Here is a 21,606-nt window from a genome sequence, read left to right as displayed (position 1 = left end):
CGCTCACTCTGCATCCGGCGCTTTTGGCGTAGCGTCATCGCGCTTATCGTCACGATGACCGTGCCAGCCGCAGTGCCCGCGACCGTGGCGACCAAACCCTTCGCGACGCTGCTGAATAAACGCCTCGCGCTGTTCGGGCGTCATGTTCATCCAGCGCTCGTGCATCCGGCGGTGCGCGCCAAACATCCCGGGGCGGAAACCTAAGCCGCCAAACAGAATGCGGCTCAGCACCAGAATCCCCAGCGCCTGCCAGAATCCGATGGCCTTCACGCCGAGGATGGCCGGGAGCAAGGCGTTCCACAGGGACATCACCAGCAGGCCGAGCACGATGAAAATCACCGCGCCGATGACTAAGCCCTTGCCCATACGGTGGCGACCGAATCCGCGGCCGTGACCTCTGCCGTGCATTTCAAAATCTCTCATGGTGTTTACCTCGTTTGCAGTAACTGATTATGGCTTGTGATGAGGTAGACGGATGAGGGAGGCAAATATTGCTTGGGGGAATGAATAATTTTGCGGGGAGCGTATTTTCACACGCCCCGTGAAAGCCATTGCTGGCGCTTGTTCACCGTTTAAGGCCGGTTTAGAGCGTTCTTAATTTCCAGGATTTTATCTGCACACTCTGCAGCTGATAACAGGGCGGTATCCAATATGAGATGTTCTCTTTCCCAGGTTTCGTACTCACGGTTTTTAACCTGTTCCCAGTCAGGAGGCGTGAGCCCTGGGATATCAGAGACTCTGTTCTCTACGCGAAAACGATGTTCTTTTTCGTCTGAGCAGACAATTTCAACTTCCAGGAAAGGCACCTTCAACGACAGAGCAATATTGCGGAAAGCATCTCGCACAAGGTTAATATCATTAACGGAATCGGTCACAACGGTGGAGCCCAGCTTAAGATTCTCACTTGCTAAGCCATAGAGGGCAAAATAGCCCTCCGGACCCGTTTTCTGGCCGGGTTCAGAAACTGAACGAATGGCCTGCTCAACGGTATCAACCCGCAGATAAACAGCCCCCAGCCTTTGAGCAACAATTTTTGCAACGGTACTTTTACCGCTGCCGGGTAGCCCACTAAAAATGATTAACATAACTTTCCCTGGTGATAGTTAATTTTAGATTTGTGCTGCCTGTAGAGACCTCCTGAATTATACAGTTACGGTTATGCCAGGTACAAAAAGGCTCCTTGCGGAGCCTCCCTCATTCAATCAAGCCTGCACCGGCAACCTAAAACTCGAAATACTCCGTGAAAGCTGCTGCGCCTGCTCTTCCAGCGAGGCTGCTGCGGCGGCGGACTGCTGCACCAGCGCGGCGTTCTGCTGGGTCACGCCGTCCATTTCGGTCACCGCCTGCCCGACCTGGCCGATCCCGCGGCTCTGCTCTTCAGATGCGACGGAGATCTGCTCCATCAGCGTATTCACTTTATTCACCGACGTAATGATCGAGTCAATCACCTCGCCCGAGCGGCTCACCAGCTCCGCACCGTTTTTCACGCTGGATACCGACTGCGCGATCAGGCTTTCGATATCTTTCGCCGCCACCGCGCTTTTCTGCGCGAGGGTGCGCACTTCGCTGGCCACGACCGCAAAGCCGCGTCCCTGGGTACCGGCGCGCGCCGCTTCAACCGCCGCGTTCAGCGCCAGGATGTTGGTCTGGAAGGCGATGCTGTTAATCACGCTGGTAATGTCTTCGATGCGCTTCGAGTTCGCCGCGATGGTATTCATCGTGTCGATGACTTCACGGGTCACCGCTTCACCGGTGTGGGCATTTTTCACCGCGTCCTGCACCAGTTTACCGGCCTGATAAACGTTGTCGGTATTGTTCGCCACCGTCGCGCTCAGCTCTTCCATGCTGGCCGCCGTCTGGGTTAACGCCGAAGCCTGCTGTTCGGTGCGTGACGCCAGGTCGATATTTCCGGAGGCAATCTCCTGGGCGGCGTGCGTCACGGTATGGCTCGCATCGCGCACCTGGGCGATGGTCGCCAGCAGCGCCTGACGCATCTGCTCCATCGAGCCCATAAGATGATCGATTTCGTTATGTGCGCTCCCCTTCACCGGCACCGGAATGTCCAGCTTGCCTGCCGCAATCTGGCTGCAGTGCTCGCGCGCCAGGTTGATCGGCGCAAAGACAAAGCGCTTCATCAGCAGGCTAACGGCGATAATCACCACCACAAACAGGCTGGCGATAGCGGCAACGATCGCCAGGCCAGAGACGAAGTTACTGCTCGCATCTTCGTTCAGGCTTTTGGCGTATTTCTGGTGGACGGAAAGCACCTGGTCGAGAACGATCTCGTACTGGCGGTCAAGGCGGGAGACTTCCGGGATCAGCGCGTTGAATTTAGCCACATCGTGCGCCTCGGCGGCGTCGATCAGCGGCGCCAGCCCCTGGTTGCGGTAGTTTTGCCAGCCGTCCTGATAGGCTGTCACCAGCGGCGCTTCATCCGGCAGACGCGGCGACGCCATAAAGGCCGCAAAGGCGTGGTCCGCTTTGGTCAGCGCCTCTTTCACGGCGGTAAGCTTGGCAGCCTCGCCGGCAGTATTACCCGCTTCCACCATCTTCACATACTCCATAACCCTCACGCGTAGCGTACGGCTGTGGTTGATGGGATCAATAATGGACAACACAACCTGGATCTCTTTGTTGACGTTATCCAGCGAATTATTACTTTTAATGATGAGGCCAACGCTGGTGACGGTGCTGACAACAAAGAAGAAAAGCAGCGAGAACAGGACAATCAGGGACGACTTTTTCAACGACATAAACCAATACCTCAAGGAGAATTATTCCTTATGGTTATCGGCGCTTCCAAAACTTAAATTAATTAAAGTTATTGAAGTATCCAGTCGGGCTATTTAGATGACTTATAGCGCCGCTGCAGGGTGGCAGATAGCTTGCGTTGCAACGGTTCCGGGGTCTCCCCCTCGATCAGTTTGCTAATCAAATCAAAGCAGTGCCACGCCAGCTGTCGGTTATCCTGGCGGATGGTATCCACCGGGATCGTCAGCGAATCGTAAAGATAGTGATCGTCAAAACTGGCTAACCTGATATCGCTTTGCAGCAGGTTATGTTGGCCCATATAGCGCAGCACCCCTTCCAGCAGCCCGCAGGCGGCGGCGAACAGCGCTTTCGGCGGACGCCCCAGGCGGGCGCAGAGTTCAGCAAACATCTCGTATCCGGAGCTCGGGTGATAGTTGCCGTGAATGATCCACTCGGGGCGCAGCTCCACGCCGGCCTCACGCAGCCCTTGCTTAAACCCTTCCAGACGGTCGCGCGTCGGGGATAAGCGGGGCTGGCCGCCGAGAAAGTAGAACTCATCAGGATGCTGGCGCGCAATGTCAGCCACCAGTTCGGTCGTCGGGGTAATGGAATCGGTGATCACCAGCGGCAGCGCGCTGTCGTTGATGTGACGGTCAAACAGGACCACCGGCAGCTGCTCGCTGAGCTTATGGTAGTCCGCATCGTTGAGCATGCTGGAAGCCACAATCAGCCCGTCCACCTGACGCGCCACCATGTTGTTCACCACCACCGTCTCCTGCCCTGGGTTTTCATCGCTGCAGGAGATCAGCAGCTGAACGCCCGCCTCGCGGCACAGCGTTTCCAGCTCGTGAGAAAAAACGGCAAAACCGTAGTTGGTGATCTCCGGGACCACCAGACCAACGGTGTGGCTGCGGTTATCGCGCAGTGACCGGGCGTGAATGCTGGGCTGATAGTGGTGCTCTTTTGCAATCGCCAGCACGCGCTCGCGCGTCTCTTCCGCCACGCGAAGCTCTTTGCTGCGCCCGTTCAGGACCAGGCTGGCGGTGGCTTTTGACACGCCCGCCAGCTCCGCGATGTCTTTAATGGTGACGCGTTTTGTTTTTCTCACAACGACTTAGATCCGGCTGCCAAAACCCTCATTCTATCATGCAGGCGCGCAGCGACCAGTAGCGTAATGTGATATCGGACGCACCTTCGAACCGCACCCGGGCCGGATGGTCAGGAAAATAGCGGCTGCTCATCACTCCTTCGCCGTGGTTAATGAAGATTTCGACGCTGGAGCGGTCGCAGAGAACGCGTAAATGAGTGACGTCGCCCTGCCAGTAGCGGGTCAGCGTTTCACCGGTTTTCAGGCTCGCGCGTTCCAGACGCACGCCCTGCTCATCGACCATAAGACGCAGCGCGCCGGCAAAATCGACGTTCACGCGCGCGGCGCTAAGCTCAAACTCCAGGCGCGTCGCGTCCAGTTCAGGCGCCTCGAGAGCGCGCCCCTGCCAGCGCTGCTCATCTTCACGCAGCGCCGCCAGCTCGCGCACCGGGGTCTGCCAGAGCCTGCCGTCGCGGTACCGTAATTCGCGCGGGCAGGTCATCTGGTGCATCCAGCCGTGCGCCCGGGTGGGCTGAAGCATCTCTTCCCCGTCCGGTACGCCCATCCAGCCGATCAGAATGCGGCGACCGTCTTCCGCCAGCGTGGTTTGCGGGGCGTAAAACTCAAACCCCGCATCCAGCTCGTGAAGCTCGCCGTGATCGAATGCGGCGTTTGCATAGTCAAATGCCCCGCTCATCCAGGTAGCCGGATAGGTATTGAGGTAGCGATGCGGCTCGCGCGCCAGCCCCTGCGGGCAGCTGATCAGAACATGCGTTCCGTCGAGGGCAAACAGGTCCGGACACTCCCACATATACCCCGAGTTCGTCAGGCCGTTAACCCCGTGACCGGCGATCTCCCCGCAGGACGTCCAGGCGTGCAAATCGGCTGACTTAAAGAGCAGCACCTTGCCGCGCTTTTGCACATCCTGCGCGCCGAGCACCATGTACCACTCCCCTTCGTGCTGCCACACCTTCGGGTCGCGCACGTGTCCGGTGTAGCCTTCCGGCAGCGCCAGCACCGGCCCCAGCTTCGTAAAGGTCCCGTCCGGCTGCCCCACGGCCAGGCACTGCCAGGCGGTGCGGCTGCCGTCATCGAACTTGACGTTGCCGGTGTAGCAAAGCGTCAGGACGCCCTGGTTATCCACGGCGCTGCCGGAGTAGCAGCCGTTGCGGTCATACTCTTCGTCGGGCATCAGCGCCAGCGGCTCATGCCGCCAGTGCACGAGGTCCGCAGAGCTCCAGTGCCCCCAGCACTTGAAGCGATGCTCGCAGTCCAGCGGGTTCCACTGATAGAACAGGTGGTAGCGGCCGGCAAACCAGATAAACCCGTTCGGGTCGTTCATCAGCCCCGTCACCGGCGCGGGATGCCACTGCGGATAATGGCTGTCCGCCAGCGCCCGCGGCTGACCTTTCATAACGGCCTGCAGGATCGCAGGCCAGCGGGAAGGTAACGTCATTATTCAGAATCCGTTTTATATTTCAGCAGCAGCGAGACGGTAAACGCCACGCCGAAGGCAATCACCATGCCGATAATATAGTTCAGCAGCGAGCTGGCCTGCACGATGGCCATGCCCGGGATGGCGGTCAGCCCGACGGCAGTCATGTATACATGTACGGAGACCACCCAGGCCCCGCCCACCGCACCGCCAATCAGCGCGGCGATAAACGGCTTAACGAAGCGCAGGTTGATACCAAAAATGGCCGCTTCGGTGATGCCCAGCATCGCAGAGAACGCCGACGGTAAGGTAATGGCTTTGATTTTGGCATCTTTGGTTTTGAACCACACCGCCAGACAGGCGCCGCCCTGCGCCACGTTCGCCATGGCCCAGATCGGCAGCAGGAAGTTAACGCCAATCGACGGGTTACCCAGCAGCCCGGCTTCAATCGCGTGGAAGCTGTGGTGAATACCGGTGATCACAATTACCGAGTAAAGCCCGCCGAACAGCAGTCCGGCCAGCCAGCCCGCGTGGGCGATCAGCGTGCTCAGAATAAAGGAGATACCGTCCCCCAGAGCGCGCCCCGCCGGGCCGATAATCAGCAAGGCGATAAAGCCGGAGATAACGACGGTGAGGAACGGGGTCAGGATCAGGTCTAACGCATCCGGGATCGCGCGGCGCAGGTTTTTCTCGACGATGCTCATAAACCAGACGGCCAGCAGCACCGGGAATACCGTGCCCTGATAGCCAATCATCGCAATCTCAAGGCCGAAGAAGTTCATGGTGTGGAAACCCGACGCCACGCCCCAGGCGTTGGTCAGCGCCGGGTGGGTCAGAATGCCGCCCAGCGTCGCGCCGAGGTACGGGTTACCGCCAAATTCGCGCGCGGCGGTGAAGCCAATCAGAATAGGCAGGATGATGAACGCCGCGGAGCTGCACATGTCCAGCATGATGTAGATGGCGTTATCCGCATTGACCCAGCCGTAGGTTTTCACCATGCCGAGAAGGCCCATCAGCAGACCGGACGCCACAATCGCGGGGATGATTGGCACAAAGATGTTGGAGAGCAGACGGGCAATGCGCTGGAACGGGTTCAGCTTGCGCGCCGCCAGATCTGCGGCTTCCGACTTGCTGGACTCACTTATCCCGGCCGCCTGAATAAACGCGGCATAAACCTTGTTGACCACGCCCGTACCAAAAATCACCTGCATCTGCCCGGCGTTACGGAAGCAGCCTTTTACGCCGTCGACCTTGCCGATGGCCTGCTGATCCGCCAGCGCGTCATCGACCAGCACCAGACGAAGACGCGTTGCGCAGTGCGCCGCGCTGGCGATATTTTCCTTGCCACCGAGCAGCGGAATAAGCTCGCGGGCGATTTGATTAAAATCCATAGATACCTCTGCCTGACTTCTTTTTATGATGTACGAAACGCTCCCGCCAGGCGGGAGCGTGATGGGTTAAAACCAGGTTTCCATCTGGACCCCAAAGTTCCATTCCCCGCCGGCGTTGAAGCCGCTGCTGCCAAAGGCATCATCGCTGGCGTAATGATCCAGTTTGCTGCTCCAGTCCATCCAGGTGGCAAACAGGCGCAGCTCAGGACGGCTGAAGAAATCGCCGATTTTGCTCGCTTTTAAGGTTGGCGCAAAGGTCAGCTTGTAGAAACTGCCGTTGACGGCGTTGCGATCCTTGTAGCCTTCCGGATTTAAATCCATGTACTGATAGCTTCCCTCAAACGCCAGCGCGAAATTCTGGGTGACCTCTTTGATCAGGCGGGTATTGAGCGTTACCCACTCATAGCTATCGCCCTTGACGTAGCGATCTTTACTGCTCTGTGCCAGAACGGCGGGCGCAACGCTCCAGCCACCGCCGATCGGCGTGACACCGTAACTTGCGAAGCGCCAGGTATCCGCCTCAGACAGCAGCGCGCCGTCGGAGCCGATGCTTTTCACCTCCGCACCCAGCCCGTGACCATACAGCAGCGCCGTTTTGGCGGTCCCTTCGCGCAGGCCGTAGAAGCTGTCATTATGCAAGCCCACCAGGGCATGAACGCCGTGATTGGCGGCATCCGTTTTAATCAGATCGCCGTTAGTGTCTTTACGGTCGTCGTTATCCTTCGCCCGCAGGCCGCTCACCATCAGCTGGAACGGGCCGGCGAAGTGGTTCATGCTGAGGATATAGTTCTGAACGTTGTTGTCGGTCTGCTCCACGCTGCCGAAGTTGCGGCCGTAGATGGAGAAGTTACTGCGCAGCGAATCGTTCCATTTCACGTCGTAGACGCCGCCGCCGGTACCGGCCAGGAACACCACGTCGGAGTCCAGCCAGTGAATGTCAAAGTTGTCGCGGTCGAAGCGTTTACCCGCCCAGAAGGTACTCCCCTTCAGCGCGCCGGTAAAATCAGGCAGGTTGCCCAGCTCCGCGAAGGCCTGACGAATATTGAGATCGCTGGTATCGGCTGACCAGTCGTTATAGGTTCTCTGACCGTCGGCCAGCATCGCTTTAAAGCGCGTGGTCGCCCCGTTGTCCAGGGTTTGCTTGTGCTCCAGGTTCAGCTCGACGTAGGTGTCGGCTTCGTTACCCAGACGCCCCACCGCACCGCCGGTTTCACCAGCTGGGGTCAGGTAAGGGCCGCTTTTGCTGCTGGAGGCGGCATCGTTCATCAGCAGGCCAGAGCGGGCATAGCCGTGGAACTCAAACCCGCCGGTCTGATCCGCCTTCTTCTCCAGCGCGGTGGTGCGCTGCGCTACCGCCTGAGTTGTCGTTTGCGTCTGCTGCTGAGCGGCAACCAGCTGCTGCGTTTTTTGTTCCGCATCGGCGGCGCGTTTTTCAGCCACCTGCGCACGCGTTTCCGCCGCCTGGAGGCGCTGCTCCATCGCGGCAAGACGCGCTTCGATACTTGTCATATCCGTTTGGGCAAAAACAGAGGTACTTCCGGCCAGCATGCCTATCATCACGGCAAGTCTACGTTTTTTATACATTTTGTCGCATCCCTAAAAGAAGTCATTAAACGTGCTAAATTGCTAAACCGGTTTAGGTTGGTGATACTAAACCTGTGAATTTTGGATCGGCAATCTTTTTTGCTAAACCGTTTTAGTAAGTGTGATCGAGGCGACAATTCAGGCCGCCGGATGGCGGCCTGTGAAGGGAGGAATTACAGTTCGTGCTGCCACGGCAAGGCGGTCATCGCCCCTTTGGCCGTGGTGGCTAATGCGCCGCAGCGCTGGGCTAAGGCGATGACCGGCGTCAGGTCCTGCCCGGCAGCCAGCCCGTAGAGCAGTCCCGCCACGAAGGCATCGCCCGCGCCGGTGGTATCGACACACTCCACAGGCGTTGCCGGATAGTGCTCCACGGCGCCGTCATGCCAGGCGATGACGCCCTCTTTACCCTGAGTGACCAGCACCAGACGCGCCGGGCAGCGCTGCATCAGCACTTCCAGACCGACGTTGACCTCCGCGCTGCCGGTGAAAAAGGCCAGCTCTTCTACCGAAAGTTTCACCACGTCGGCGCTTTGCAGGGCCTGCTCCAGGCAGCCATGCAGTGCGTTCTCATCCGGCCAGAGGTCCGGGCGAATATTGGGGTCGAAGCTGACGTAACCGCCCGCTTCACGGATGGCGGCCATTGCCTCAAATGTCGCAGTACGGCTCGGCTCGGCGCTTAGCGCGATGGAGCAGACGTGCAGCCACTCTCCGGCGCTAAACGGTGGCAGATCGGCGGGTTCCAGAAACAGATCGGCGCTCGGGCGCACCATGAACGTAAACGAGCGCTCGCCGTGGTCGTCGAGATCGACCACTACCGTTGAGGTGCGGTGCGCCGGGTCAAGGCGCATCCACGTCACGTCAACCCGCTCGTCAGCGAGCGTTTTCGCCATAAAGCGCCCGAAAGGATCGTCGCCAACCCTGCCGATAAAGGCGCTCTGGCCGCCGAGCCGGGCAATACCGACCGCAACGTTTGCCGGTGCGCCGCCGGGACACTGCAGCAATCTGCCTTCTCCATCTGGCAGTAAATCCACTACCGCATCGCCAAGTACCCAGATTTTCTTCATGTGATCCTCTTAGCTAAACTATGTTAAACCGTTTTAGCTATTTAAGCACAGGCCGGGCAAAGGGGAAACAACGGGAGGGAAAATTGGCTTAACGCACCAGATGAGGCCAGTGAATATCACCAACGCCATTTAGCTGCGGCCGGGCAAACAGGAAGCCCTGGAAACGACGGATACCGGCGGATTCAAGCCAGCACCACTCTTCTATTTTCTCAATACCTTCAGCCACCAGGGTGATTTCCAGATCGGAGCAACAGCTGATGATGGAGCGCACGATCGCCTGCTTCGGGCCGCTCAGGTGGATGTTGCTGACAATTTCGCGGTCGATTTTAATCTTGTCCGGCTGGAAGCGGGTCAGCAGCGAAAGCCCGGCATAGCCCGAACCAAAATCATCGATCGCCAGGCCAATCCCCTCGCCGCGAAGCTGCTTGATGGCGCTGTTAAACTGGTTGAACCCGGAGATCATCTCGTTTTCAGTGACTTCAATGACCACCTGCTCCGGCTGAAGGCCATGCTTTTTAATCTGATTGACCAGAAATTCCACCGCGCCAGGGACATTAACCAGCGACATGGGAAGCAGGTTTACCGCGATTTTATGGCTGCCAATGCCCAGCTTTTCCGCCAGCGCAAAGGCATACGCTTTTGTCTGGAGATCGACTTCGTAGACGTTGTCCGGGTTGACAGTGCTGAAGAAATGCTCCGGGCTGCCGCCGTCGTTGCCACGGATAAGCGCCTCAAGGGAGCTGATCTTCCCTTCCGAGGGCTCAACAATAGGCTGCAGCGCAAACTGGCAGGTTTGTCCGACAATCAGGCCCAGATGCTCACCAAAGGGTAACGTTTCGGTCGAGAGCGTCCATTTGTCCGGGGTGTAGCGTGCCCCCGACGGGGCCGGACGTTTACCGGTTATAAAGGTCTGAATAAATTTGAACACCCGATCGTCGGAGGTCAGATAGCTCTCCAGCTTGCTGTAGCGCAGCACCGACTGCAGCACCTCTTTCGGCGACTGCATTTGCAGATCGAACAGCAGCATACCGACGTTTTCGAAGCGTCTGCGCGGACCATAGTCCCGCAGCAGTTCAACCACCCCGCTGTGCCGCTTGTCCTCACGGATGGTGTGGAACAGTTTGACCACACTCTCTTCCGACCCTTCGAGGATCTGCAGAACGTCGTTCCCTTTAGCAAGGAGGACGCCGGTGATATTCAGTTTTGCATTGCGGCCCCTGGCGCGCTCCACCAGCTCCCGCAGTTCAGTGGTCGGGCGTGATAAATTCAACTGGCTTCGGTAGATCAGAGTCGTCAGCACAAAATGGGTTCCGATGAGAAAGAGAGGTGCTTTGAAGCTACTATTTAACATACTTAATCAATGCGACCTAACTTATTCACACCACAAAGGAACGTTACTTTCCCCCGTCGCCAATCCGGCTGTCGATCCTCTCCTGCATATAGTCGTAGAACGGGTTCGAGGTGACCCGCATCAGCGCCTCTTTTCCGACGCTCAACACGGACGTTTCTCCCCAGAGCGCAATCGTCCCGAGGCTGATGCCGTAGCGGTTTTTCACTGCAGGTTCACGACCATAAAGATCGTCATCCGGCGGGAACGGCACCGCAACGTGCGACAGGGAATAGACATCCTGCGGCCAGGACTGCGCAAGCGGCACGACCGTCTCCTGCGTGCTGCCTGCTGGAGTGATTTTCGCCACCGTCGAGAAACTGTGCTCGCCGGCATTGGTGATAACAGTGACACTGTAACGCCTTTGCGCAACCGGCAGCAGCGCCGAGGTTGCCGTCCACGACGACGGTTTGAACAGCGGACGGAAGCTGGCTGCCTGATTGATGTCAAACACCACCAGCTCGCTGCCGTTTGCCGGAAGCTGGTCAAACAGGCCGGTCACCACCGCGCGGGTGCTGACCGTAGAATCCATGACCGACTGGAACGCCAGCACCGGCGGCAAATTCGCCAGCCTGTTTTCCCGCGCCTCACGGCCAATCTGCTCCTGCAGGGCCTTCGTCAGCAGCCAAGACTGGCGAGCGGCGTTAACCGGGAAAGAATTGTATTTATACGGGTTATATTCCGGCGCAATATTCAGCCAGGCTGCTTTAGCAAACGCCGGCAGCAGCGCCGGTAACCCGGCGAAACCGGCAAAGCGCGCAAAGGACGTCACGCCGATCATCGGTGAGAGCAGGATCACCTGCTGGGGTTTACGCAGCGCAGAAGTGTCAAGCGCATCGAGGGTATATTTCATCGCCAGCGCCCCGCCGTTGGAGTAGCCCACCAGATGCAAAGGCACAGCCTCACCCGCCAGGCGCGTGGCTTCCCGCACCGCAAGACGCGTCGCCGCCAGCCACATTTCCCAGTCAACGTCCGTCAGCGCACCGGGCGCGGTGCCGTGCCCGGGTAGACGCGGGACCACGGCCACAAAGCCGTGCTGTTGATAGTTCACGGCAAGACGCCTGACGCTGTAAGGCGAATCCGTCAGCCCGTGCAGCAACACCACCGCGCCGCATGGCTTTCCGGCCGGCATCAGCACAAAGGAGCGGTTGGCATCGGGGGCAAACTGACCGGGCCACACCAGGCTCTGGCGGTAATAGCGGTTTAACGGGGTTTGTTCCTCGCCCGCTGTTTTCGCCGTCACCGCGTTATCCAGAGCGGTGAAAATCGCCTTTTCCCGGGCCTGATACCCGGCAAAGTCGGCGTTGTCCATCTCGCGCGCGGACATCTCATCGGCCCGCCAGGTGTGCCACAGGTGCAGTTCCGGTCCCTTCTGCGAGAGATAGACCCGCACCGCCAGCAGGACGACCAGTACGATCCCCACGACCATTCCTGTTTTCTTTGCAAGCGCGATCAGGCGCACGCTGACTCGCCAGGGCAGATTTGCCATGCCGGGATCCCTTTTATATTCACAGTACATCTATCTTATCAAAAATGTGAACGGACTGACGTATTCACCAAATTCATACCTGCCCGCTCAGCCAGTGCACCAAAAGTGAACTACGCTGCACAAATGTTGATCATTGGTTAACTAAATATTGCATGAAGTTTACTGCTCAGCGGGTTTTCGCCCGCCTGTGAATATGGCACGCGTCATGCATTGTTAACCGGGTAACACAAATTCGACCATTGACAGCCTGTTAACAGCGAGGCGGTATGACGACGAAACCTGAGATGCTGAGCCGTATCGAAGCGACGTTCAGCCAGCTCACGCCCAGCGAAAAGCGGGTCGGAAGCTGGCTGCTGGCGCACGCCGCGCAAATCCCGTTTGAAACGGCGGAAAGTGTGGGTCAGGCGAGCGGGACCAGCGGAATTACCGTCGGACGCTTCCTGCGCAAGCTGGGGTACCGCAACCTGGAAGATGCCAAAAAAAGCCTGCGCGATCCGTATCAGCCCTGGGGCATGAACGAGCGGCTCGACTCCTGGCAGCAGCAGCGCCCTCTTTCCAGCCGCCTTCAGCACGCCCTGTCGCTGGAAGTGGATGCCATCACGCAGGTGTACCAGCTGGCGCAAACGGACGCCTTCCGCCAGGTGGTAGACCATCTGGCCCACGCGGACGCGGTCTTTGTGCTGGGGATCCAGTCCACGCGCGGGATCGCCAACGCCTTCTTCAGCCACCTTGAATACCTCCGCCCGCGGGTGAGCTACTCCGAAGGGGCATCCGGCAGTTGGGTGGAATCCCTGAACTCGGGGTTCTCGCACCCTTATGTCGTGCTGACAGATACGCGTACCTACTCCGCAATGGCGCGCCAGTACTGCCGCGTCGCGAGCGAGAAGGGCATTCCGCTGGCCTTAATCACCGACATCTGGTGCCCGTGGGCGCGGGATTACCCGATGGATTTGCTGCAGGTGAAAACCGATACCGGTCATTTCTGGGATTCACTTGCCCCCGTAAGCTGCCTGTTCAACCTGCTGCTGTCGGGCGTGGTGGAAGCGCTGGGTGATGCGCTTCCGGCTCGTCTGGCGGTAAACCGACAATTACAACAAGAGTTTGGTCAATTCGAACGCTAAAGGAGCGGAGCTATGCCCGTAGAGAGTGAACTGATTGATGTGGCGAAGACGTTCCCCACGCTGCATATCGATCTGAAATACGCCACCGCCGACAACATCACCGGCCGTCCGATCTATCAGGAGGCGCTGTGCCTGCTGCATACCGATGCCGCTACCGCGCTGGCAAAAGCCATCAGCATTGCCACGCTGGCCGGGCTGAAGCTGGTGGTCTACGACGCCTATCGGCCGCAGCAGGCGCAGGCTCAGCTGTGGGAGGCCTGCCCCAACCCGGAATACGTGGTCGACGTGGCGATTGGCTCCAACCACAGCCGCGGCACGGCCATCGACGTCACCCTGATGGACGAACATAACGCCGTGCTGGATATGGGCGCCGGTTTTGACGAAATGCATGACCGATCGCATCCGTATCACCCCTCCGTACCGCCGCACGCCCAGCGTAACCGTCTGCTGCTGAACGCCATCATGTTTGGCGGCGGTTTTGTGGGTATCAGCAGCGAATGGTGGCACTTCGAACTGCCGAACGCCGCCAGCTACCCGCTGCTTGACGACCGTTTTGCCTGTTTTCCCCTGACGCACACCTCTCTTTGAACCTGGAGCACTGCCATGAAAACATCGCTTCTCTCGACCATCATTGCCGCCACGCTGGCCCTGAGCGCACCGCTGGCGCTGGCTGCCGTCCCGAAAGACATGCTGGCGATCGGTAAAGCCGCCGACCCGCAAACGCTCGATCCGGCCATCACCATTGATAACAACGACTGGACCGTCACCTATCCGTCCTACCAGCGTCTGGTCAAGTACAAGCCAGGCTCTACCGAGGTGGAAGGCGATCTGTCGACGGGCTGGAAAGCTTCCGACGACCAGAAAGAGTGGACCTTCACCCTGGCGGATAACGCCAAATTCTCTGACGGCACGCCGGTTACCGCCGAGGCGGTCAAACTCTCCTTTGAGCGCCTGCTGAAGCTCAGCCAGGGGCCGTCTGAAGCCTTCCCGAAAGATCTGAAAATAGATGCCGTTGATGACCATACGGTGAAGTTCACCCTCAGCCAGCCGTTCGCGCCTTTCCTCTACACCCTGGCAAACGACGGGGCGTCCATCATTAACCCGGCGGTGCTGAGGGCCAATGCCGCAGACGATGCGCGCGGTTTTCTGGCGCAAAACACCGCCGGTTCCGGGCCGTTTATGCTGAAAAGCTGGCAGAAAGGCCAGCAGCTGGTGCTGGTGCCAAACCCGCACTGGTCTGGCGACAAGCCGCACTTCAAGCGCGTCTCGGTAAAAATTATCGGTGAGAGCGCGTCGCGCCGTCTGCAGCTTTCCCGCGGCGATCTGGACATTGCCGACTCCCTGCCGGTCGATCAGCTGGCGGCCCTGAAGCAGGAAGGCAAAGTCGCCGTTGCCGAATACCCGTCCCTGCGCGTGACCTACCTCTACCTCAACAACAGCAAAGCGCCGCTCAATCAGGTGGATTTACGCCGCGCGGTCTCCTGGGCGACGGACTATCAGGGGATGGTGAAAGGCATTCTGAGCGGCAACGGCAAGCAAATGCGCGGCCCGATCCCGGAAGGCATGTGGGGTTTTGACGCCGCGGCTATGCAGTACAGCCTCGACGAGGCCAAAGCTAAAGCAGCCCTGGAGAAGGTCAAAGACAAGCCCGCCAGCCTGACCTTCCTCTACTCGGACAACGATCCAAACTGGGAGCCTATCGCCCTCTCAACCCAGGCCAGCCTTGGCAAGATCGGCATTAACGTCAAGCTGGAGAAACTGGCCAACGCCACCATGCGCGACCGCGTCGGCAAAGGCGATTACGACATCGCCATCGGCAACTGGAGCCCGGACTTTGCCGACCCGTATATGTTCATGAACTACTGGTTCGAATCGGATAAAAAAGGGCTGCCGGGCAACCGCTCGTTCTATGAGAACAAAGAGGTCGATTCCCTGCTGCAGGCCGCGCTGAAAACCACCGACCAGGCGGAACGCACCAAAGATTACCAGCAGGCGCAAAAGGTGGTTATCGACGAAGCGGCCTACGTTTATCTGTTCCAGAAGAACTACCAGCTGGCGATGAACAAAGAGGTCAAAGGCTTCACCTTTAATCCGATGCTCGAGCAGGTGTTCAACATCGCCACCATGAGCAAGTAACCGTTTCGCCGGGGGAAAGCGTATGACGTTCTGGAGCATAGTGCGCCAGCGCTGCTGGGGGTTACTCCTGGTGGTGGCCGGTGTCTGTATTATCACCTTTATTATTTCGCACCTGATCCCCGGCGATCCGGCACGTCTGCTGGCCGGCGATCGCGCCAGCGACGACATCGTGCAGAACATCCGCCAGCAGCTAGGGCTGGACCAGCCGCTGTACGTTCAGTTTGGCCGCTACGTGGACGCCCTGGCCCACGGCGATTTAGGCACGTCCATCCGTACCGGTCGTCCGGTTGCGGAAGACCTGAAGGCCTTTTTCCCCGCCACGCTGGAGCTGGCCTTTTGTTCTCTGCTGCTGGCGCTGGTCATCGGCGTGCCGCTGGGGATTTTGTCGGCGGTCTACCGCAACCGCTGGCTGGATCACCTGGTGCGTTTAATGGCGATGACCGGGATCTCAACGCCGGCCTTCTGGCTCGGGCTGGGCGTCATCGTGCTGTTCTACGGGCACCTGCAGATCCTCCCGGGCGGCGGCAGGCTGGACGACTGGCTCGACCCGCCGACGCACGTCACCGGCTTTTATCTGCTGGACGCGCTGCTGGAGGGCAACGGCGAGGTCTTTTTCAACGCGCTGCAGCACCTGATTTTACCCTCGCTGACGCTGGCGTTTGTCCACCTGGGCATCGTCGCACGCCAGGTTCGCTCGGCGATGCTGGAGCAGCTTAGCGAGGACTACATTCGCACTGCCCGCGCCAGCGGCCTGCCCGGCTGGTATATCGTCCTGCGCTACGCCCTGCCGAATGCGATGATCCCGTCGATTACCGTGCTCGGGCTGGCGCTGGGGGATCTGCTGTATGGCGCCGTGCTGACCGAAACCGTCTTTGCCTGGCCTGGCATGGGCGCCTGGGTGGTGACGTCCATTCAGGCGCTCGATTTCCCCGCCGTGATGGGCTTTGCCGTCGTGGTTTCGCTGGCCTACGTGCTGGTTAATCTGGTGGTCGATCTGCTTTACCTGTGGATTGACCCGCGAATCGGGCGCGGAGGTGCCGAATGATGTTAACGCAGGAAACGCCCGCCCCGGCTAAAACCGCCGGACAACGCATCAACTGGGCAAAGCTGTTCTGGATGCTGCGTCAAAGCCCGCTCACGATCGTTGGCGGCGTCATTATGCTCGTGATGCTTTTCATTATGGTGGCCGCGCCGTGGATAGTGCCGCACGACCCGAACGCGCTGGATCTGACCGCCCGCCTGCAGGCGCCGTCCGCGCAGCACTGGTTTGGTACCGACGAGGTGGGTCGCGATCTGTTCAGCCGCGTGCTGGCGGGCAGCCAGCAGTCCATTACCGCCGGGCTGGCGGTGGTGATGATTGCGGGCGGCATCGGCTCGCTGCTGGGCTGTCTGTCCGGCGTGCTGGGCGGGCGCGGCGACGCCGTCATCATGCGGGTGATGGACATTATGCTCTCGATACCTTCCCTGGTGCTGACCATGGCGCTGGCCGCCGCGCTCGGGCCGAGCCTGTTTAACGCCATGCTGGCGATTGCGATTGTCCGCATTCCGTTTTACGTCCGCCTGGCACGCGGGCAAACCCTGGTGGTGCGCCAGTTTACCTACGTGCAGGCCGCCCGCACCTTTGGCGCCTCCCGCTGGCATTTGATCCGCTGGCACATCCTGCGCAACGCCCTGCCGCCGCTGATTGTGCAGGCGTCGCTGGACATCGGCAGCGCCATCCTCATGGCCGCCACACTGGGGTTTATTGGCCTGGGGGCGCAGCAGCCGACCGCCGAATGGGGCGCGATGGTGGCCGTCGGCCGTAACTACGTTCTGGACCAGTGGTGGTACTGCGCGTTTCCCGGTGCGGCGATTTTGATAACCGCCGTGGGCTTTAACCTGTTTGGCGACGGTATCCGCGATCTGCTGGATCCGAAATCGGGAGGTAAACAGTGATGACCGATCCGGTACTCAAGATTGAAGACCTGCATCTGAGCTTCCCGATTTTTCGCGGCGAGGTTCACGCGCTGAACCACGTCTCGCTGGAGATCGGCAGGGGTGAAATTGTCGGCGTGGTGGGCGAATCCGGTTCGGGTAAATCGGTGACCGCCATGCTCGCCATGCGTCTGCTGCCGGAAGGCAGCTACCGCATTCATCATGGTCAGGTGAAATTACTCGGCGAAAATGTCCTGACGGCATCCGAGAAACAGCTTCGCCAGTGGCGCGGCGCAAAGGTCGCGATGATTTTTCAGGAGCCCATGACCGCCCTCAACCCGACGCGGCGAATTGGCAAACAGATGGTCGAGGTGATCCGCCAGCATCAGCCGATTTCCCGGCGTGAGGCGCAGCAGAAGGCGATTACCCTTCTGGAAGAGATGCAAATCCCGGATGCGAAAGCGGTCATTGCCCGCTATCCGTTTGAGCTGTCGGGCGGGATGCGCCAGCGGGTGATGATCGCCCTTGCCTTCTCCTGCGAGCCGGAGCTGATTATCGCCGACGAACCGACCACCGCGCTGGACGTCACCGTCCAGCTGCAGGTGCTGCGCCTGCTGAAGCACAAGGCACGGGCCAGCGGCACCTCGGTGCTGTTTATCAGCCACGATATGGCCGTGGTGTCGCAGCTCTGCGACAGGATGTACGTGATGTATGCGGGCAGCGTGATCGAGAGCGGTGCCACGCAAACGCTGATCCACCAGCCTGTGCATCCCTACTCCATCGGCCTGCTGCAGTGCGCACCGGAGCACGGCCAGCCGCGTGCCCCGCTTCCCGCCATCCCCGGCACGGTCCCCAACCTCAGCCAGCTTCCGCCGGGATGCGCGTTCCGCGAGCGCTGCTTTGCCGCCGGGGCGAAATGCAGCGAAACGCCGCGCTTAGCGCCCACTGGCGCAGAAGGCCAACAGGCCGCCTGCTGGTATCCACAACGGGAGAAAGCCCATGTCTGATGTACTGCTGGAACTGGATAGCGTGCACGTCAATTTTGCAGCGCGTAAAAACTGGCTGGGGCGCGTGACGGAAAAGGTCCATGCGCTTAACGGGCTCGACCTTGAGATCCGTCGGGGAGAAACGCTCGGTATCGTCGGGGAATCGGGCTGCGGGAAAAGCACGCTGGCCCAGCTGCTGATGGGCATGCTTAAGCCCAGCACCGGCGCCTGCCAGCGGGCGCACCATGCGGGCGGCATGCAGATGGTGTTTCAGGATCCGCTCTCCTCGCTCGACCCGCGCCTGCCCGTCTGGCGCATTATCACCGAGCCGGTATGGGTGCAAAAGCGCAGCAGCGAGCGTGAACGCCGTCAGCTGGCTGAAAACCTGGCGCTGCAGGTGGGCATTCGCCCGGAATATCTCGACCGGCTTCCGCACGCCTTCTCCGGCGGGCAGCGCCAGCGCATTGCCATCGCCCGGGCGCTCTCGTCCGATCCGGATATCATCGTGCTCGATGAACCCACCAGCGCGCTGGATATCTCCGTGCAGGCGCAGATCCTCAACCTGCTGGTGACCCTGCAACAGCAGCGTAATCTGACCTACGTGTTGATCTCACATAACGTCTCGGTGGTCAGGCACATGAGCGACCGCGTGGCGGTGATGTACCTTGGGCAGATTGTGGAGCTGGGCAGCGCCGCGCAGGTGCTTGGCGAGCCGCGCCATCCTTACACCCGTCTGCTGCTCGACTCTGTTCCCCGCACCGGTGAACCGCTGGATGAGACGCTGGCCTTACGCAAAACGGAGCTTCCCGGCAACCGCCGCCTGCCCGAAGGCTGTTTTTTCCGTGACCGATGCCCGATGGCCGCGCAGGGGTGCGAACAGCCCCAGCCGTTACAGCCCTCTCGCGAGGGCCGTGACGTCCGCTGCTGGCGAAGTCTGGGTTAAATTTGCGCCATCCCGCCGTCCACGAACAGCTCGGTGGCGTTAATAAAGCTGGCCGCATCGGAGGCCAGAAACGCCACCGCTTTCCCCACCTCGCCCGGCGCGCCTAAACGGCCCAGCGGCACCTGAGCGGCCAGCGCGTCGTACAGCCCCTGACGGTGTTCTTCCGGCACCAGATCGCCGAGGCCAGGGGTTTTGATCGGGCCCGGGCTGACCACGTTGACGCGGATCCCACGGCCCTGCAAATCCAGCGCCCAGGAGCGGGCAAAGTTGCGCACGGCGGCCTTGCTGGCGCTGTAGACGCTAAAGTTTGCCGTCCCCTTAATGGAGACCGTCGAGCCGGTCAGAATAATCGAGGATCCGGCGGAGAGCAGAGGCAACGCCTTCTGCACCGTAAACAGCACCCCGCGGACGTTGGTGCCAAAAATCCGGTCAAACTGCTCTTCGGTGATCGCGCCCAGCGGCAGCATATCCCCGCCACCCGCATTGGCGAACAGAATATCGAGGCGGCCTTCTTCTTTGGCTATCCGGGCATAGACCTCGTCCAGATCCGCCAGTTTTGACACGTCCGCGCGAATGCCCACTGCCGTTGAAGCAATTTCTGCGACCGCCGCGTCAAGCTCGGCCTGACGGCGTCCGGTGATATACACCTTCGCGCCCTGCGCTGCCAGCTCCTGCGCCGTGGCAAGACCAATGCCGGTGCTGCCGCCGGTGACCAGTGCAATTTTTCCTGAAAGAGTCGTGTTCATGTCATTTACCTTTTGTTGGGTTTGCGTTGGACAAACTTTATCCCTTGCAGGATTAGTGAAAAACCAGCAAAAATGAAAATGACTATTCACATACAGAAATAATCGGGGAAACCTCATGGACCAGCTAATGGCGATGCGCGCTTTTACCCGGGTGGTGGAAACCGGCAGCTTTACCCGCGCGGCGGACTCGCTGAATATGCCGATCGCCACCCTGAGCAAGCTGGTCAAATCACTTGAGGCGCATCTGGAGATACGTCTCCTGCACCGGACGACTCGCCGTGTGGTCGCGACGCCTGAAGGGACGGAATACTATGAAAAAGCGCTCAGGGTCTTGATAGATATCGAAGACATCGACACCGCGTTTCGCATTTCCCGCGCGACGCCAAAAGGGCATCTGCGGGTTGATATAGGCGGATCCACCGCCCGCGACGTGCTTATCCCCCTGCTGCCGGATTTTATGCAGCGTTATCCGGAAATCCGCATCGACCTTGGAGTAGCCGATCGTCCGGTGGATCTCATCAGCGGTAACGTAGACTGCGTCATCCGCGGCGGCCCGCTGAACGACTCGACCCTCATCGCCCGCCATATTGGCAACGCCGAAATGGTCACCTGCGCGACGCCGGGTTACCTGAAAAATCACGGCGTTCCGGCCTATCCGCAGGAGCTATGCAACGGCCACAAGCTCATTAGCTACCTTTCGCCCGTCACCGGGCGGGCGTTTCCTTTTCGCTTCAGAGAAAACGGCGAGACGCTGGAAATCAATATTCCGCATTATCTCGGCGTAAACGAAAGTAATGCCCATCTGGCGGCTGCCGCAGCGGGATTGGGGATCGTTCAGACGTTTGAGTATTCGGCAAACGCGTATTTACGGGCGGGTACGCTGACGGCGATCCTGAGCGACTGGCGCCCTGCTGCCTATCCGTTTCATGTGGTTTACCCGCAGAACCGGCATCTGACGCACCGTCTTAAGGTGTTTATTGCGTGGCTGGCGGAGGTGTTTCCCGCCGCGCTGAAGGGATAGCCGGGCGCAAACCCGGCTGTGGCTTAGTTAAGCTTATAGTCCAGCGTAATCTCAGCTTTCAGGAGCTGCGATACCGGACAGCCTGCTTTGGCTTTCTGAATAATACCGTCGAACTGCTGGGGGGCGATGCCTGGAACGGTGACCTTGCTTTTCAGGGCAACCTTCGTAATCGCAAAGCCGCCGTCGGTTTTATCCAGAGAGACGTCCGCCGTGGTATCAATGGCGTCGGCGGTATAGCCCGCTTCCCCGAGCATCAGCGACAGCGCCATCGAGAAGCAGGCCGCATGTGCCGCGCCAATCAGCTCTTCGGGGTTGGTTCCCTTTTCGCCCTCAAAGCGGGTATTGAAACCATAAGGCTGCTGATTGAGAACGCCGCTCTCGGTGGAAACCGTTCCTTTACCGCGCTTAATGTCGCCAGACCAGTGTGCCGAACCGTGCTTATGAATAGTCATTCTTGCTCTCCTTTTGGCTTACAAAGGGTTAAGTATAGACTACGCATCTGACCCACCCTGGAACACAGACAATTCCAGGACTTTCACCTGCTGTACCAA

20 protein-coding genes are annotated in these 21,606 nt (G+C 59.5%); 8 read left to right on the top strand and 12 right to left on the bottom strand.

Annotated features, from left to right (window positions below; genetic code table 11):
* Positions 1-3: 3 nt before the first annotated feature.
* The 10 genes from UR504_RS00565 to UR504_RS00520 all read right to left on the bottom strand — a co-directional run bounded on the left by UR504_RS00565 (position 4) and on the right by UR504_RS00520 (position 12,188).
* Positions 4-423 carry a hypothetical protein gene (locus UR504_RS00565; protein ID WP_023327517.1) on the bottom strand — a complete coding sequence of 140 codons (420 nt, stop codon included), beginning with the start codon at positions 421-423 and terminating at the stop codon, positions 4-6.
* Between the two features lie 149 nt (positions 424-572).
* Positions 573-1,085 (bottom strand): AAA family ATPase, encoded by a 513-nt coding sequence (locus UR504_RS00560; protein WP_271367917.1) that lies wholly within the window; start codon positions 1,083-1,085, stop codon positions 573-575.
* Between the two features lie 117 nt (positions 1,086-1,202).
* Complete coding sequence (locus UR504_RS00555; RefSeq protein ID WP_302235525.1) at positions 1,203-2,753, bottom strand: methyl-accepting chemotaxis protein; 1,551 nt, start codon at positions 2,751-2,753, stop codon at positions 1,203-1,205.
* Between the two features lie 89 nt (positions 2,754-2,842).
* Positions 2,843-3,859: a LacI family DNA-binding transcriptional regulator gene (locus UR504_RS00550; protein WP_136194898.1), complete on the bottom strand. Its 1,017-nt coding sequence runs from the start codon at positions 3,857-3,859 to the stop codon at positions 2,843-2,845.
* A gap of 28 nt (positions 3,860-3,887) precedes the next feature.
* On the bottom strand, positions 3,888-5,294 hold the full coding sequence (locus UR504_RS00545; RefSeq protein WP_320739136.1) for a sucrose-6-phosphate hydrolase: 1,407 nt from the start codon (positions 5,292-5,294) through the stop codon (positions 3,888-3,890).
* The gene (locus UR504_RS00540) at positions 5,294-6,664 is read right to left on the bottom strand and encodes a sucrose-specific PTS transporter subunit IIBC (RefSeq protein ID WP_023619263.1); all 1,371 of its coding nucleotides are present in this window, start codon (positions 6,662-6,664) and stop codon (positions 5,294-5,296) included. The genes UR504_RS00545 and UR504_RS00540 overlap by 1 nt, the downstream gene beginning before the upstream one ends.
* Positions 6,665-6,730: 66 nt before the next feature.
* Positions 6,731-8,248 carry a carbohydrate porin gene (locus tag UR504_RS00535; protein WP_149366951.1) on the bottom strand — a complete coding sequence of 506 codons (1,518 nt, stop codon included), beginning with the start codon at positions 8,246-8,248 and terminating at the stop codon, positions 6,731-6,733.
* A gap of 173 nt (positions 8,249-8,421) precedes the next feature.
* A complete protein-coding gene (locus tag UR504_RS00530; RefSeq protein ID WP_111963601.1) occupies positions 8,422-9,312 on the bottom strand; it encodes an aminoimidazole riboside kinase in 891 nt (296 codons plus the stop codon).
* 88 nt (positions 9,313-9,400) lie between these two features.
* On the bottom strand, positions 9,401-10,612 hold the full coding sequence (locus tag UR504_RS00525; protein WP_302235523.1) for a diguanylate phosphodiesterase: 1,212 nt from the start codon (positions 10,610-10,612) through the stop codon (positions 9,401-9,403).
* A 94-nt stretch (positions 10,613-10,706) separates the two neighbouring features.
* Positions 10,707-12,188, bottom strand: a complete 1,482-nt coding sequence (locus tag UR504_RS00520) for an alpha/beta hydrolase (protein WP_302235522.1) — start codon at positions 12,186-12,188, stop codon at positions 10,707-10,709.
* A gap of 266 nt (positions 12,189-12,454) precedes the next feature.
* Here UR504_RS00520 and UR504_RS00515 point away from each other — a divergent pair, with 266 nt between their 5' ends.
* Genes UR504_RS00515 through UR504_RS00485 form a run of 7 tightly spaced genes read left to right on the top strand, consistent with a single transcriptional unit; the run spans position 12,455 to position 19,288 of the window.
* The gene (locus tag UR504_RS00515; RefSeq protein ID WP_302235521.1) at positions 12,455-13,309 is read left to right on the top strand and encodes a MurR/RpiR family transcriptional regulator; all 855 of its coding nucleotides are present in this window, start codon (positions 12,455-12,457) and stop codon (positions 13,307-13,309) included.
* 12 nt (positions 13,310-13,321) lie between these two features.
* Positions 13,322-13,897: a D-alanyl-D-alanine dipeptidase gene (gene ddpX, locus UR504_RS00510; RefSeq protein ID WP_111963605.1), complete on the top strand. Its 576-nt coding sequence runs from the start codon at positions 13,322-13,324 to the stop codon at positions 13,895-13,897.
* Positions 13,898-13,912: 15 nt separating this feature from the next.
* Complete coding sequence (locus tag UR504_RS00505) at positions 13,913-15,445, top strand: ABC transporter substrate-binding protein (protein ID WP_302235520.1); 1,533 nt, start codon at positions 13,913-13,915, stop codon at positions 15,443-15,445.
* Positions 15,446-15,467: 22 nt separating this feature from the next.
* Positions 15,468-16,490: an ABC transporter permease gene (locus UR504_RS00500; protein WP_008501701.1), complete on the top strand. Its 1,023-nt coding sequence runs from the start codon at positions 15,468-15,470 to the stop codon at positions 16,488-16,490.
* Positions 16,487-17,380 carry a D,D-dipeptide ABC transporter permease gene (gene ddpC / locus UR504_RS00495; protein ID WP_302235519.1) on the top strand — a complete coding sequence of 298 codons (894 nt, stop codon included), beginning with the start codon at positions 16,487-16,489 and terminating at the stop codon, positions 17,378-17,380. The genes UR504_RS00500 and ddpC overlap by 4 nt, the downstream gene beginning before the upstream one ends.
* Positions 17,380-18,366: an ABC transporter ATP-binding protein gene (locus tag UR504_RS00490; protein WP_302235518.1), complete on the top strand. Its 987-nt coding sequence runs from the start codon at positions 17,380-17,382 to the stop codon at positions 18,364-18,366. The genes ddpC and UR504_RS00490 overlap by 1 nt, the downstream gene beginning before the upstream one ends.
* On the top strand, positions 18,359-19,288 hold the full coding sequence (locus UR504_RS00485; protein ID WP_302235517.1) for an ABC transporter ATP-binding protein: 930 nt from the start codon (positions 18,359-18,361) through the stop codon (positions 19,286-19,288). Before UR504_RS00490 ends, UR504_RS00485 begins: the two co-directional genes overlap by 8 nt.
* On the opposite strand, the gene UR504_RS00480 is transcribed toward UR504_RS00485, so the two are convergent.
* Positions 19,285-20,034 (bottom strand): SDR family NAD(P)-dependent oxidoreductase, encoded by a 750-nt coding sequence (locus tag UR504_RS00480; RefSeq protein ID WP_008501706.1) that lies wholly within the window; start codon positions 20,032-20,034, stop codon positions 19,285-19,287. The two genes, UR504_RS00485 and UR504_RS00480, sit on opposite strands and share 4 nt — an antisense overlap.
* A gap of 115 nt (positions 20,035-20,149) precedes the next feature.
* Here UR504_RS00480 and UR504_RS00475 point away from each other — a divergent pair, with 115 nt between their 5' ends.
* Entirely contained in the window at positions 20,150-21,055 is a 906-nt protein-coding gene (locus tag UR504_RS00475; RefSeq protein WP_302235516.1) for a LysR family transcriptional regulator, read from the top strand.
* 23 nt (positions 21,056-21,078) lie between these two features.
* On the opposite strand, the gene UR504_RS00470 is transcribed toward UR504_RS00475, so the two are convergent.
* Positions 21,079-21,507, bottom strand: a complete 429-nt coding sequence (locus tag UR504_RS00470) for an OsmC family protein (protein WP_302235515.1) — start codon at positions 21,505-21,507, stop codon at positions 21,079-21,081.
* Between the last annotated feature and the right edge of the window lie 99 nt (positions 21,508-21,606).

It is taken from the genome of Enterobacter sp. 241F3 (assembly GCF_034106785.1).
Taxonomy (GTDB): domain Bacteria; phylum Pseudomonadota; class Gammaproteobacteria; order Enterobacterales; family Enterobacteriaceae; genus Enterobacter; species Enterobacter vonholyi.
This window is presented reverse-complemented; position numbering and strand designations above follow the sequence as displayed.